12 protein-coding genes are annotated in these 14,305 nt (G+C 70.5%); 10 read left to right on the forward strand and 2 right to left on the reverse strand.

All coding sequences use genetic code 11. The features are described 5' to 3' along the window. Positions 1–186 precede the first annotated feature (186 nt). Together groL and FDZ84_RS14390 are read left to right on the forward strand one after the other, a co-directional pair. Complete coding sequence (groL, locus tag FDZ84_RS14385) at positions 187–1,815, forward strand: chaperonin GroEL (protein ID WP_093268687.1); 1,629 nt, start codon at positions 187–189, stop codon at positions 1,813–1,815. 115 nt (positions 1,816–1,930) lie between these two features. Continuing rightward, the gene (locus FDZ84_RS14390; protein WP_246869012.1) at positions 1,931–2,188 is read left to right on the forward strand and encodes a hypothetical protein; all 258 of its coding nucleotides are present in this window, start codon (positions 1,931–1,933) and stop codon (positions 2,186–2,188) included. Here the strand turns inward: FDZ84_RS14390 and FDZ84_RS14395 are convergent. Continuing rightward, on the reverse strand, positions 2,178–2,843 hold the full coding sequence (locus FDZ84_RS14395) for a hypothetical protein (RefSeq protein WP_168586314.1): 666 nt from the start codon (positions 2,841–2,843) through the stop codon (positions 2,178–2,180). The two genes, FDZ84_RS14390 and FDZ84_RS14395, sit on opposite strands and share 11 nt — an antisense overlap. 150 nt (positions 2,844–2,993) lie before the next feature. Here FDZ84_RS14395 and FDZ84_RS14400 point away from each other — a divergent pair, with 150 nt between their 5' ends. After that, entirely contained in the window at positions 2,994–4,994 is a 2,001-nt protein-coding gene (locus FDZ84_RS14400; RefSeq protein WP_168586315.1) for a beta-N-acetylglucosaminidase domain-containing protein, read from the forward strand. A gap of 106 nt (positions 4,995–5,100) precedes the next feature. Here FDZ84_RS14400 and FDZ84_RS14405 read toward each other — a convergent pair whose 3' ends face one another. Then, positions 5,101–5,658, reverse strand: a complete 558-nt coding sequence (locus FDZ84_RS14405) for a suppressor of fused domain protein (RefSeq protein ID WP_168586316.1) — start codon at positions 5,656–5,658, stop codon at positions 5,101–5,103. A 169-nt stretch (positions 5,659–5,827) separates the two neighbouring features. Here FDZ84_RS14405 and FDZ84_RS14410 point away from each other — a divergent pair, with 169 nt between their 5' ends. From FDZ84_RS14410 to FDZ84_RS14440, 7 genes are all read left to right on the forward strand, one after another. Then, the gene (locus tag FDZ84_RS14410) at positions 5,828–6,433 is read left to right on the forward strand and encodes a TetR/AcrR family transcriptional regulator (RefSeq protein WP_246869013.1); all 606 of its coding nucleotides are present in this window, start codon (positions 5,828–5,830) and stop codon (positions 6,431–6,433) included. Between the two features lie 45 nt (positions 6,434–6,478). After that, positions 6,479–7,366, forward strand: coding sequence for a MoxR family ATPase (locus tag FDZ84_RS14415; protein WP_168586317.1), 888 nt, complete (start codon positions 6,479–6,481; stop codon positions 7,364–7,366). Between the two features lie 84 nt (positions 7,367–7,450). Then, positions 7,451–8,596: a VWA domain-containing protein gene (locus tag FDZ84_RS14420; RefSeq protein WP_168586318.1), complete on the forward strand. Its 1,146-nt coding sequence runs from the start codon at positions 7,451–7,453 to the stop codon at positions 8,594–8,596. A gap of 176 nt (positions 8,597–8,772) precedes the next feature. After that, positions 8,773–9,891 carry an XdhC family protein gene (locus tag FDZ84_RS14425; RefSeq protein ID WP_168586319.1) on the forward strand — a complete coding sequence of 373 codons (1,119 nt, stop codon included), beginning with the start codon at positions 8,773–8,775 and terminating at the stop codon, positions 9,889–9,891. Between the two features lie 379 nt (positions 9,892–10,270). Further along, a complete protein-coding gene (locus FDZ84_RS14430) occupies positions 10,271–10,852 on the forward strand; it encodes a (2Fe-2S)-binding protein (RefSeq protein WP_168586320.1) in 582 nt (193 codons plus the stop codon). After that, a complete protein-coding gene (locus FDZ84_RS14435) occupies positions 10,849–13,281 on the forward strand; it encodes a xanthine dehydrogenase family protein molybdopterin-binding subunit (RefSeq protein WP_168586321.1) in 2,433 nt (810 codons plus the stop codon). Before FDZ84_RS14430 ends, FDZ84_RS14435 begins: the two co-directional genes overlap by 4 nt. Next, positions 13,278–14,132, forward strand: a complete 855-nt coding sequence (locus tag FDZ84_RS14440; RefSeq protein ID WP_168586322.1) for a xanthine dehydrogenase family protein subunit M — start codon at positions 13,278–13,280, stop codon at positions 14,130–14,132. The genes FDZ84_RS14435 and FDZ84_RS14440 overlap by 4 nt, the downstream gene beginning before the upstream one ends. Positions 14,133–14,305 lie beyond the last annotated feature (173 nt).

Genomic DNA, 14,305 nt, shown 5'->3' on the forward strand with positions numbered 1-14,305 from the left:
CGGTATTGGCACTCAGCAAGGTTGAGTGCCAGGCCGGGACGGTGAGGCCGTCTCCGGCGGTGCCACCCGACGGCGCCGCCGCACGGTCGTCCGTCGCGGGCACCGAGCCTGGCCGAGCACGAGTCCTGCCGTGGGGTGCGCAAACCCACCACCGCGGCGTCCAGACAGGTGGAGGACCACACCGCAATGGCCAAGATGATCGCGTTTGACGAGGACGCCCGCCGCGGTCTTGAGCGCGGCATGAACACCCTCGCTGACGCCGTCAAGGTGACGCTCGGGCCGAAGGGCCGCAACGTCGTGCTCGAGAAGAAGTGGGGCGCGCCGACCATCACCAACGACGGTGTCTCTATCGCCAAGGAGATCGAGCTCGAGGACCCGTGGGAGAAGATCGGGGCCGAGCTGGTCAAGGAGGTCGCGAAGAAGACCGACGACGTCGCGGGTGACGGCACCACCACCGCCACCGTGCTGGCCCAGGCGCTGGTGCGCGAGGGTCTGCGCAACGTCGCGGCCGGCGCCAACCCGATCGCCCTGAAGAGGGGCATCGAGAAGGCCACCGAGGCGATCGCCGAGCAGCTGCTCAAGAACGCCAAGGAGATCGAGACCAAGGATCAGATCGCCGCCACCGCCGCGATCTCGGCCGGCGACCGTCAGATCGGCGAGCTGATCGCCGAGGCGATGGACAAGGTCGGCAAGGAAGGCGTCATCACCGTCGAGGAGAGCAACACCTTCGGTCTGGAGCTGGAGCTCACCGAGGGCATGCGCTTCGACAAGGGCTACATCTCGCCCTATTTCGTCACCGACTCGGAGCGGATGGAGGCGGTCCTGGAGGACCCGTACATCCTGCTGCTGAGCTCCAAGGTCTCCAACGTCAAGGACATGCTCCCGCTGCTGGAGAAGGTCATGCAGGCGAACAAGCCGCTGCTGATCATCTCCGAGGATGTCGAGGGCGAGGCGCTGGCCACCCTGGTCGTCAACAAGATTCGCGGCACCTTCAAGTCGGTCGCGGTCAAGGCCCCAGGCTTCGGTGACCGCCGCAAGGCGATGCTGCAGGACATGGCGATCCTGACCGGTGGCCAGGTCATCAGCGAAGAGGTCGGCCTCAAGCTGGAGAACGCGGACCTGAACCTGCTGGGCCGCGCCCGCAAGATCGTCGTCACCAAGGACGAGACCACAATCGTCGAGGGTGCCGGCGACGACGAGCAGATCGCCGGTCGGGTCAACGAGATCCGCGCCGAGATCGAGCGCTCGGACTCCGACTACGACCGCGAGAAGCTGCAGGAGCGGCTGGCCAAGCTGGCCGGCGGCGTGGCCGTCATCAAGGCCGGTGCGGCGACCGAGGTCGAGCTCAAGGAGCGCAAGCACCGCATCGAGGACGCGGTCCGCAACGCCAAGGCTGCGGTCGAGGAGGGCATCGTCGCCGGTGGCGGCGTCGCGCTGCTGCAGGCCGCGCAGGCTGCCTTCGACGGCCTCAACCTGACCGGTGACGAGGCGACCGGCGCCAACAGCGTGAAGATCGCCGTCGAGGCTCCGCTGAAGCAGATCGCCATCAACGCCGGCCTCGAGGGCGGCGTCGTCGCGGAGAAGGTCAAGGGCCTCACCTCCGGTCACGGCCTCAACGCCGCGACCGGCGAGTACGAGGACCTGGTCCAGGCCGGCGTTCTCGACCCGGCCAAGGTCACCCGCTCGGCGCTGCAGAACGCCGCTTCCATCGCCGCGCTGTTCCTGACCACCGAAGCCGTGGTCGCGGACAAGCCGGAGAAGGAGAAGGCCGGCGCTCCGGACCCGACCGGTGGCATGGGCGGCATGGACTTCTGATCCACGCTGCTGCCGCGTTTTCGAAGGGCCGTCCCCGCTCGGGGGCGGCCCTTCGGGCGTTCGCGGCTGTTTCCAGGCTCGTCCTTCCCAGTACCGGCTCGCCTGGGACCACGCGGTGTCGCTCGGCCCGGACACCGTGCTCACCGCCGGCTCCCCCGGCGGGGTCGACGAGGGCCTTGCCGACCTGCGCGAACTCGCCGCGCGGCAGGACATCGACGGCGTGACGCTGCTCGTCGGCGGCGGCCTGCGACAGGAGCACGTCGCCGACCTGCGGGCCGCCGGGGCGCGCGCCTTCCACATCGGCACCGGTGCCCGCGCCGACGGGTCGGTGCGGGCGGATCGGGTGCGGAGCTGGCGGGACCTCATCGCCTGAGCGTCGCGGCCATCGCGATCAGCCAGATGAAACCGGGGAACCGGGTCAGCGGGATCAGGTAGGAGAAGGCCGGGACGATCAGCGTCAGCGTGGACAGCATGCCGACGGCGGCGACGGCCAGGCCGAGCCAGCCAACCCAGCGGGGCCCGCGCCGCATGACGAGCACCGGCACCGAGAGCCCGGCCGCCAGCAGGCCGAAGGATGCCGCGTAGGCCGGCCCGCCGAGGGCGAAGGACACCTGGTGGGCCAGGTGCATCGCGTCGGGACTGCTCAGCACGACCGGCCGGGAGACGGCCCACTGGAACAGTCCGCTGAGGATCGTGAATCCGGCGCTGAGCACGCCGCCCACCAGCGCGATGTAGGTGCCGGGCACGGACGCGCCGGTGGCGCGCAGGCGGTGCACCGCAGTCGCGGTGAACACCAGCAGCGGGAAGGCCGAGGCGAGCTGGAAGAACCCGGCGACCGCCGCCGCCCCGCCGTGCGCCGTCAGGTAGCGCTCGACGATCTCTGGCGCTTCGAAGGGACTCGGGTAGGTCGCGCCGCCCGCCATCGCGGTCGAGATGACCAGCCCGGCCAGGAACAGCGCGACAAAGACGATGCCGACGATCAGCAGCGGCGGGCCGACCTGCCGGGATGGGGCCTGTTGGGTGGTCATGGTGATCTCCGCCTTCAGATATGTCGTTCGTTTATGAAATCATTTTTATCACGAATTATTTCGGCGTGTCTAGTTTCGGGTGCGTCGGCGGGCGTAATCGGCGTGTGATGTCCTGGGGGACCGGTGGGAGTCCAGGTTGAGGTAGGGGACATGTTCGGTCGAAAGGTCCGGTGGTCGGCGCTCGTCGTGGCGCTCACGAGCGCGGTGCTGGCGGGTTGCACGAACACCGCGCCGCAGGCGCCGCCGCCGACCGCGCCGCCGCCGCAGTCGCTACCCGCGACCGGCCTGCCGCAGGTCACGCCGCAGCCGCAGGAGATGAAGCGGCTCGGCGACGACATCCCGGTGCGGGGCAGGGCCGAAGTGGTCGTCGATCCGCTCGTCGACCAGCCCACCCGCGACCTCGCGGTCCAGGTGCTGACGCTCGCCGGGGCGAGCGGGGTGACGGTGCGCGAGCCCGGCACGCCCGCCGACGACAGCGTCCTGAGCATCCGCATCGGCGACCGGAACTCGCCGTCGGTGGTGAAGGGCCTGCAAGAGCTGGGCTACGCCGCACCCGCGCCGCTGCCGCCCGAGGGTTACGTGCTGGCCGGGCGAGGCGGCAACCGCCCGATCCTGTTCATCGGCGCATCCGACGCGGCCGGCGCCTACTACGGCGTGCAGACGCTGCGCCAGATCGCCTCGCCGGGCCGGATCTCCGGGGTCGGCATCGTGGACCACCCGTCGATGCCGCTGCGCGGCGCCGTCGAAGGCTTCTACGGTCCACCTTGGACGCACGCCGAGCGCATGGACCAGTTGGCCTTCTACGGCGACGTCAAGATGAACACCTACATCTACGCGCCCAAGGACGACCCGTACCACCGGGAGAAATGGCGCGAGCCGTACCCGGCGGACGAGCTCGCCCAGGTGCAGGAGCTGATCCGGCAGGCCCAGGCGCACCACGTGAAGTTCACCTTCGCCCTCTCGCCGGGCACGTCCATCTGCTACAGCGACGACGCGGACTTCCGCGCGCTGCTGGCGAAGCTGCAAGCGGTGTATGACGAGGGCATCCGCGACTTCTCCGTGCCGCTGGACGACATCTCCTACACCCGCTGGAACTGCCCGGGCGACCAGGCGAAGTACGGCCAGCCGTCCGAGGGCGCGGCCGGGAAGGCGCAGGTGGAGCTGCTCAACCGCGTGCAGCGCGAGTTCGTCGACGCGCATCCCGGTGTGGCGCCGCTGCAGTTCGTGCCGACCGAGTACTCCGACGTGGAGGATTCGGCGTACAAGACCGCGATCCGCTCGGCGCTCGACCCGCGGGTGGTGGTGATGTGGACCGGCGACGGCGTGATCCCGCGCCAGATCACCGTTTCCGATGCGCAGCAGGCCGAGAAGGTCTGGGGGCGCAAGCTCTTCCTGTGGGACAACTACCCGGTCAACGACTTCGACGGCTCCGTCGGGCGGGTGCTGCTCGGCCCGTACGACAAGCGGGAGCAGGGGTTGAGCGGGCAGCTCGTCGGCGACGTGTCCAACCCGATGAACCTGGCGGCGGCGAGCAAGGTCGTGGAGCTCGGCGCGGCCGATTTCGCTTGGAACGACGCGGCCTTCGACCCGCAGCGGGCCTGGCGGGCGGCGGCCGAGTACCTGGCGGGGAAGCGGGTGGCCGGCCAGCCCGGGCTGGCCGCCGACCCGGCGACCGTCGATGCGCTGATGGTGTTCTTCGACCTGGAGCACATGGCGCCGCTGCCCAGCGGCCGGCCGTGGCTGCCGCAGGCGCCGGAGTTGGCGCGGCGGATCGAGGAGTTCCGCGCCGGCTGGCAGCGCGGCGATCGCGCGGGCGCGGTGCGGGAGCTGCGCGGCTACGCGCAGGCGATCGCGGACGCCCCGGAGCAGATCGGCAAGGGCGCGCCGGCGGACTTCGCCGGCGACGTGAAGCAATGGCTGACGGCCACCCAACTCTGGGGCGACGCGCTGGTTGCCACCATGGACGGCCTCCAGGCGCGGGCAGACGGCGACGAGGGGCGCACCTTCGATCGCTTCGCCGCGGCTCGGCAGTTCGCGGATCGGGCCAAGCAGATCCGCACCCCGCCCGGCGAGGTCCGCCCCCAGGGGCAGGTTCTGGTCGGCGACGGCGTCCTGGACAAGTTCGTCGAACAGGCGCCCGGCATCCGGTGACGTCGCTGTAGGTCCCGTGCGCGCTTTTCGGTGCTATAGCGCCCAAAACCGCGCACGGCCAGATTCCGCCACTTGCGCCCACATGCAAAACGAGTCCTCGAACAAGTCAAGTAACGGAGCGGCGGTGGATGTCGAGGAGGTTGGAGCTCTCCCGCTCCCAGCGGTCGTACAGCGCGTCTCGGCCGTAGCGGGCCACCAGCTGCGCCTCGTCCCGGGTGATCGGGACCAGCGTGATCAGCTGGAGGACCGGTTCGCCGGCTTCGCTCAGCAGGACGTCGAACGAGTCGCCGAGGTAGGGGTGGGGTGCGGCGAGCGCGCCGCAGATCTCCGTGTCCGGCAACAGGATCCGGTCGTTCATGATGAGCGCGCCGTAGCCGACCCTGCTGTTGCTCTCCACCAGCAGCTCGGCGATCACGCCGGTCAGGTGCCGTGCGTAGAGCTCCTGGCCCGCCTGCAACGTGCACACGAGCTCCTGCGGCAGCGGCGCGCCCGCGGTGCGGTCGCGCAGGCCGCTGGTCAGCACCGAGACGTGCGCGCCGTCCGGGTGGTCGCAGTAGACGAGGTAGTAACCCCGATCGCGGCCGTTGGCGTCCCGGCTGTCGGCACCGCGGACCCGGCCGATGTGCGTCTCAACGTGCGCGGGGAACCCGCTGAACCGGCTCATGCACCAACCTCCGAAACCCCCGTGATCTTACGGAAACGAGCAAGCGCACCCACCACGACCAGCGGGCCGGTGCGCGCACCCGGCGGTGACCTCGTCGACCGGTAGCCGCCTGACGTGCAGGTTCCGGATGGCCATCGCGGTCCTCCCGTTTTAGAGGTTTCTCTCAATAATGATATTGGAGCATATCCTCCAATACATGGGAAGGCCTCCCCGGCACGATGCCGACCGACTCCTTGACGCCGCCGTCGCGCTCGCCGCCGAAACCGGGCCGCGAGGCGTGACGATGGCCGCGGTAGCGCGGGCAGCTGGCGCCCCGAGCGGCTCGGTCTACCACCGCTTCCCGGATCGGGCCGCGCTGCTGTCGGCGCTGTGGCTGCGCACCGTGACCCGGTTCCAGGAAGGCGTCTTCGCGGCGCTCGGCGGCTCGCCCCAGGACGCCGCCGTCACGATGGCGCGGCATGCGGTCGAATGGTGCCGCGAGCACCCCGACGAGGCGAGGGTGCTGCTCGCCGGGCCTGGGGACTTCGGCCTGGCCGAATGGCCCTCCGGGGCCCGCGAACGCTTGACCGCGGGCAACGCGCGGCTGGAGAAGGCCCTGGCCGACCTGGCTCGGCGGCTCGGGAAGGCCGACGAACGCGGGCGGTCCCGCGTTCGGCTCGCGGTGATCGACCTGCCCTACGCCGTGGTCCGGCGGTACCTGGTGCGCGGCGAGCCGATCCCCGCCTTGGAGGTTGGCACAGTGGGCGACGCGGTCCGGGACCTGCTTGCCGGATGATCGAATGATCGCCTTGGGGCCGGTTGTTCGCATACGCTCGGCGGCATGGCGGTGGATGACACGCTCGACATGAAATCCCCGGCCGAGGTCGCGACGGCGTTGGACGAGACCGGTTACCTGCCCGACGATGGCATTGCGACGGCGGCCTTCCTGGCGATGCGGATGCGCCGCCCGCTGCTGTGCGAGGGTGAACCCGGCACCGGCAAGACGGCGCTGGCGCTGGCGCTGGCCACGGCGCTCGGGGTGGACCTGATCCGGTTGCAGTGCCACGAGGGCATCGACGCCGCGCAAGCGCTCTACGACTGGGACTTCCCGCGCCAACTGCTGCACCTGCGCACCCTGGAGGCGGCTTCCGGGGGCGAGATGGACGCCGACGCCGCGGAATCTTCGCTGTACACACCGAGGTTCCTGCTGGCGCGGCCGCTGTTGCGCGCGTTGCAGGAGTCACCCTGCGTGCTGCTGGTCGACGAGATCGACCGCGCCGACGACGAGTTCGAGGCGTTCCTGCTGGAGGTGCTGTCGGAATACGCGGTGACCATTCCGGAGTTCGGAGTGGTGCGGGCGCCGCAGCCACCGATCGTGATCCTGACGTCCAACCGGACCCGCGAAGTGCATGACGCGCTGAAGCGTCGCTGCCTCTACCACTGGCTGGAGCACCCGGACCTGGAGCGGGAGGTGGCGATTCTGCGACGCCGCCTGCCGGGTCTGGAAGCCCGGCTGGCGGAGCAGGTGGCCGCGGCGGTGCAGCGGATGCGGCAGATGGAGCTGCTGAAGCCGCCCGGGGTGGCGGAGGCGCTGGACTGGGCGCAGGCGCTGCAAGCGCTGGACCAGAACGAACTGGACACCGAGATCGCCGCGACCACGCTGGGCGCGGTGCTGAAATACCGGGAGGACACCGAAAGGGTCCGCGCCGCGGGCATCGTGGCGCCCTGACCGTCCGCAAGTTCCATTGGAATCGAATCTTCGATTTCAATGGAACTTGCGGACCATCGAAGCGGAACGTTCAGGAGGGGGCTGATGGAGCACACCGCGACCGGTCTGGTCGGGTTCGCCCGCGCCCTGCGGCACTCCGGGATGGCCTGCGGCCCCACCCGCGTCCAGGCCTTCCTCGCCGCCACCGAGCACGTCGGCCTCGACGACCGCTCCGCGGTCTACTGGGCCGGTCGCATCACGCTGTGCTCCGAACCGGACGACGTTCCGCGCTACGACGCAGCCTTCGGCTGCTGGTTCGGCGGCGCTCCGCTGCCCGCCGAGTCGCCGGGCCGTCCGCTGCCGCGTCCGGCGCGGATCGCTGCGCTCTCCGCGGCTGCTGGCGGCGACCAGGACGGCGACGCGGACAAGCCGCTTGCCGCCGCCGCCAGCGAAGCCGAGGTGCTCCGCCGTCGCGACCTCGCGGAGCTCGGTGCGGCGGAGCGCGAGCACCTGCGGCGCATGCTCGCGGTGCTGCGCCCGGAACCGCCGTCTCGCCCCGCGTTGCGGCATCGCCGCAGCAAGCGCGGCCCGCTCAGCCCGCGCGCGACGCTCCGCGAGCTGCTGCGTTCCGGTGGCGAGCCGTTGCGGTTGCAGCGCCAGAAGCGTTCTCGGCGACCGCGCCGGGTGGTGCTGCTGATTGACGTCTCGGGGTCGATGAGCCCGTATGCGGATGCGCTGATGCGGTTCGCGCACGTTGTGGTTCGGCGTTCGCCCGCCAGCACCGAGGTTTTCACGTTGGGCACCCGGATGACGCGGGTGAGCCGGCAGCTCCGGCAGCGCGATCCGGAGGCCGCGCTGCTGGCGGCTTCCCGTGCCGTGCCGGACTTCTCCGGTGGCACCAGGCTCGGCGAGACGCTCCGGGTGTTCCTGGACCGGTGGGGGCAGCGGGGCATCGCGCGCGGTTCGGTCGTCGTGCTGTTCTCCGATGGCTGGGAGCGCGGCGACTCGGCCGAGCTGGGCGACCAGATGCGGCGGTTGCGGCGGTTGGCTCGGGCGGTGATCTGGGCGAATCCGCACGCCGGGCACGACGGTTACCAGCCGGTGCAGTCCGGGATTGTCGCGGCCATGCCGCACGTTGACCGGATGGTGGCGGGACACAGCCTGCGTTCGCTGGAGGACGTGTGGTCGTGGGTACGCCGGTTGTCCCAGCCGGGGATGGAGGAGCGAAGTGTCGGACTTGGGCAGAACTGACCGGGTAGCCGGGGCACGCATTCCGGCACGGCGCGGTGGGGCGAACGGACCGTTCGCCTCAATAGGCGAGGTAAACAGGCCGTTCGCCCCACCCCCCAAGCCCGGCGACGCGCCGGAGTTGCGGTCCGGCGGAAATGGCGCTGCGCCGGGAGGCGTTGCGGAAGCGGAGGTGCGCTGTGCGTGACGTGCTGGACGAGTTGAGCAAGCGGTGGGAAGCGGGCGAGGCCGTCGGGCTGGGCACCGTGGTCGCGACGTTCCGGTCGGCGCCGCGGCCGCCCGGGGCGTCGATGCTGGTGACCAGCGGTGGCGAGGCCGTCGGCAGCGTCTCCGGCGGCTGCGTCGAGGGCGCGGTCTACGAGGAGGCCACCGGCGTGCTGGAAGGCGCCGATCCGGTCCTGCAGCGCTACGGAGTCAGCGACGACGACGCCTTCGCCGTCGGCCTGACCTGCGGCGGGATCCTCGACGTCTTCGTGGAGCGGGTGGACCGCGAGACCTTCCCGGAGCTCGATTCCGTCGCGGCCTCGGTCCGGGCCGAGGAGCCGGTCGCGGTCACGACCGTCTTGGAGCACCCGGACGAGAGCAAGGTCGGGTCACACCTGCTGGTGTGGCGCGAGCGCACCAGCGGCAGCCTGGGATCGGCGCGGATAGACGACGCGGTCGTCGACGATGCGCGCGGCATGCTGGCCAGCGGCCGCAGCGGCGTCATCGAGTACGGCCCGGAAGGGCAGCGCCGCGGCGAAGGGCTGCGGGTGTTCGTGAACTCCTTCGAGCCGCCGCCGCGGATGCTGGTGTTCGGCGCGATCGACTTCGCCTCCGCGATGGCCCGGATGGGCGCCTTCCTCGGCTACCGGGTCACGGTCTGCGATGCGCGGCCGGTGTTCGCCACGCACAGCCGGTTCCCCGGCGTGGACGACGTGGTCGTCGACTGGCCGCACCGCTACCTGGCCGCCGAGGCGGAGGCCGGGCGCCTGGACGAGCGGACCGCAGTCATGGTGCTCACCCACGACCCGAAGTTCGACGTGCCGGTGCTGGAGGCCGCGCTGCGGCAGAACCTGGGCTACGTCGGGGCGATGGGTTCCCGCCGCACCCACGAGGACCGCCTGCGACGGCTGCGCGAGCAGGGCCTGACCGGGGACGAGCTCGCCAAGTTGTCCTCGCCGATCGGCCTGGACCTGGGCGCGCGGACCCCGGAGGAGACCGCAGTGTCCATCGCGGCCGAGCTGATCGCGCTGCGCTGGGGCGGTCGCGGTGTGCGGCTCTCCGATGTCGAGGGGCCCATCCACCACCACTCGTGAGCATTCGTCTTCGACGTCACGACACGCCGACGGCTGTGGACAACCTCCGACGGCTGTGGACAACTTCCTACGGCTGTGGACAACTTCCGCAAGTTCCATTGAAATCGGACCTTCGATTTCCATGGAAATTGCGGACGGACCGAGCCGCCGGGCGAGGCAGCGGCTGCGGCTCCCGTAGTGGCTGCGGCTCCCGTAGTGGCCGCGGTCGCGGCATGCGACTCTCCGAAGTCGACGGGCTTGTTCACCATCACTCGTGAGCGCGCTTGCTCGCGATCGGTCGGCGTAGCAGGCTCACGGGTGACGCCCGTCACCCAGGCGGAGCAGTCCGTTCCCGACCGTCCGCGCACCGCGGGCCAGTTCCTCCGAGGAGGCCGCCCAAATGCCGCGCATCACCGTCAACGTCGACGGCACCAAATACTCCGATGAGGTCGAGCCGCGCATGCTGCTCGTCCAATACCTCCGCGAACGCCTAGGCAAAGTCGGCACCGTCGTCGGTTGCGACACAAGCAACTGCGGCGCGTGCACCGTCCACCTGGACGGCCACAGCGTGAAATCGTGCTCGGTGCTTGCGGTGCAGGCCGACGGGCACGACGTCACCACCGTCGAGGGGCTCGCCCAAGACGGCCGGCTGCACCCCTTGCAGCAGGCGTTCCACGACAACCACGCCCTCCAGTGTGGGTTCTGCACGCCCGGGATGATCATGCAGGCCCTGGACCTGCTCGCCGAGGTGCACGAACCCGACGACCAGCAGATCCGGGAGGGCATGGAGGGAAACCTCTGTCGCTGCACCGGATACCAGAACATCGTCCGCGCGGTCCGCGACGCGTCGCAGCGCATGCAGCCGGGCGCCGGCCCCGCGGTGGAGCACGCCCCCGGAGAAGCACAGTCACAAGCTCCCGTCCCGCGAACGCCGGCTGACGAGCACGTCGAGACGAGGGTGACGGGAGGTCGACAGTCATGACATCGGTCCTGGAACCCGAGCTCGGGCGCGCCCGCAAACGCAAGGAGGACGCGCGGCTGATCACCGGCCGCACCCGCTGGACCGACAACCTGACCCCGATGGGCACGTTGCACCTGGCGATCCTGCGTAGTCCGGTCGCGCACGCCCGGATCACGTCGATCAACACCGACGAGGCGCGGCGGATGCCCGGCGTTTCAGCGGTCTTCACCGGCCGCGACATCGCCGACGAGCAGGGCAGCCTACCGTGCGCGTGGCCGATCACGGAGGACATGAAGGCCCCGGCGGCGCCGCCGCTGGCCGTGGACGAGGTGTGCTTCGCCGGAGAAGCGGTGGCCGTGGTGGCGGCGCGCAGCGCGGCCGAGGCGCGCGACGCGCTGGACGCCATCGACGTCGACTACGAGGACCTGCCGGTCGTGCTCGACATGGCAGCGGCGCTGCAGCCGGATTCGCCGCTGGTGCACGACGACCTGGGCACCAACCGCAACGCGACCTGGACGTTCGACTCGGCCGAGGCGGGCACCGGCGGCGACGTCGAACAGGCGCTGAGCAGTGCGGAAGTCCGCGTCGACCGGACCTTCCGGCAGCAGCGGCTGATCCCGGCGTTCATGGAGCCGCGCTCCGTGGTCGTCGACCCGATCGGCGAGCAGATCACCATGTGGTCGGCCACCCAGGTGCCGCACATCCTGCGGCTGATGCTGTCCATGTCGCTCGGCGTGCCGGAGCAGAAGATCCGGGTCATCGCGCCGGACGTGGGCGGCGGGTTCGGCGGCAAGCTGCAGGTGACGCCGGAGGAGGTCATCGCCTTCGTGCTGGCCCGCAGGCTCGGCCGACCGGTGAAGTGGACCGAAACGCGCTCCGAGACGATGGTCTCCGGGCACCACGGTCGCGACCAGATCCAGAAGCTGTCGATGTCGGCGACCCGCGACGGCAAGATCACCGGGCTGAAGGTCGAGCTGCTCGCCGACATGGGCGCCTACCTGCGGCTGGTCACGCCGGGCGTCCCGATCCTGGGCGCGTTCATGTTCAACGCGATCTACAAGATCCCCGCCTACCACTTCAGCTGTACCAACGTGTTCACCAACAAGACCCCGACCGACGCCTACCGCGGCGCGGGCCGGCCGGAGGCGACGTTCGCCATCGAGCGGATGATGGACGAGCTCGCCGCCGAACTCGGCGTGGACCCGATGGAGCTGCGGCGCAAGAACTGGATCACGCACGACGAGTTCCCCTTCGACACGGTCGCCGGGCTGACCTACGACTCCGGAAACTACGAGGCCGCCACCGACAAGGCCGTGGAGTTGTTCGGTTACCAGGCGCTTCGCGAGGAGCAGGAGGAGCGGCGGCGCTCCGGCGATCCCGTGCAGCTGGGCATCGGCATCTCGACGTTCACCGAGATGTGTGGGCTGGCGCCGTCGCGGGTGCTGGGCTCGCTGTCCTACGGCGCGGGCGGTTGGGAGCACGCCTCGATTCGGGTGCTGCCGACCGGGAAGGTCGAGGTCGTAACGGGAACTTCGCCGCACGGGCAGGGGCATGTGACGGCGTGGAGCCAGATCGTGGCCGACCGGCTCGGCGTCCCGTTCGAGGACGTCGAGGTGCTGCACGGCGACACTCAGATCTCGCCGAAAGGCATGGACACCTACGGGTCGCGGTCGCTGGCCGTCGGCGGCATGGCGGTGGTCAGCGCCGCCGACAAGGTCGTCGAGAAGGCCAAGAAGATCGCGGCGCACCTGCTGGAATGCGCCGAGGACGACGTCGAGTTCGCCTCGGGGCGGTTCGGGGTCCGAGGCACCGACCGCGGCACCGCGCTCGCCGAGGTCGCGCTCGCCACGTTCGCCGCGCACGACCTGCCGGAAGGGGTGGAGCCGAACCTGGACGCCGACGCGACGTTCGACCCGGAGAACTTCTCTTTCCCGCACGGCACCCACCTGTGCGCGACCGAAGTGGACACCGAGACCGGCGAGGTCAAGATCCGCAAGTACGTCTGCGTCGACGACATCGGCACCGTGATCAATCCGCTGATCGTGGAGGGCCAGGTGCACGGCGGGCTGGCGCAGGGCATCGCGCAGGCCCTGTTCGAGGAGGCCGTCTACGACGAGACCGGCACGCTGACGACCGGGACGTTGGCCGACTACCTGATCCCGTCGGCCGCCGACCTGCCGGAGTTCATCACCGACCGCACCGAAACCCGCGCGACGTCGAACGTGCTCGGCGTCAAGGGCGTCGGTGAGGCGGGCACCATCGCCTCGACCCCGGCGGTGGTGAACGCGGTCGTCGACGCCCTGCGGCCGATGGGCGTCAACGACGTGCAGATGCCGTGCTCGCCGCAGCGGGTGTGGCGGGCCGTGACCGGTGCCCGCGAAAGCAGCGTCACCGCGCCGGAAGCCGGCGGCGGACTCGGCTCGATGGACGTCCAAGGAGGTAACCGGTGATTCCCGCCCAGTTCGACTACGTCTCGCCCTCCACAGTGGAGGAAGCGGTCGCCGCGCTCGCCGAGGCCGGGGAGGACGCCAAGGTGCTGGCCGGGGGGCAGAGCCTTCTGCCGGTGCTGCGGATGCGGCTGGCCGATCCGCAGATGATCATCGACCTCGGCCGCATCCCCGCCCTGCGCGGCGTGCGCGAGGAAGGCGACGCGCTGGTCATCGGCGCGATGACCACGCACCACGACGTCATGCGCGATCCGCTGGTGCAGCAGCACGCGCAGCTGCTCGCGCTGACCACCCGCACGGTCGCCGACCCGCAGGTGCGTCACCTCGGCACCTTCGGCGGCTCGCTGGCGCACGCCGACCCGGCGGGCGACCTGCCGGCCCCAGCGCTGGTGCTGGACGCCGAAATGGTGCTGGCCGGGCCGTCCGGGCGGCGCACCGTGCCCGCGGCGGACTTCTTCGTCGACTACTTCACCACCGCGCTGGAACCTGATGAGCTGCTGGTCGAGGTGCGGATGCCGAAGTGGACGGGGTGGAGCGCGCACTACGAGAAGTTCAACTGCGTCGCCCAGGCCTGGTCGATCGTCGGCGTGGCCGCTGTGGTGCGGCTGTCCGAGGGGACGATCGCCGAGGCCCGAATCGGCCTGACCAACATGGGCCCGACGCCGATCCGGGCCCGCGGCGTCGAGCAAGCCCTGGTCGGTCAGCCCGCCACGGCGGACGCGATCCGGGCGGCCGCCCGGCACGCCACCGAGGGCACCAGCCCGGCGTCCGACGCCAGCGCGGACGTCGACTACCGCGAGCACCTCGCCGAGGTCCTCACCGGCCGCGCCGTGCTCGCCGCGGCGGGCGGCTAGACCCGAGGCGAAGCCGCCCGTGAGTCTTTCGAGCCGCCCCGGCAACCCGAAAGACTCACGGGCGGTCGCGCAGGCCGTACGGATGCGTCAACCGCAATGATCCAAATGGGGTAGGCACCAGCCGCGCGGGCTGGGAAGCTGGTAGTGAATTGTGACGAGGTCGCGCGGGCCAG

Source organism: Saccharopolyspora sp. ASAGF58 (assembly GCF_012277335.1).
Lineage (GTDB): Bacteria > Actinomycetota > Actinomycetes > Mycobacteriales > Pseudonocardiaceae > Saccharopolyspora > Saccharopolyspora hattusasensis.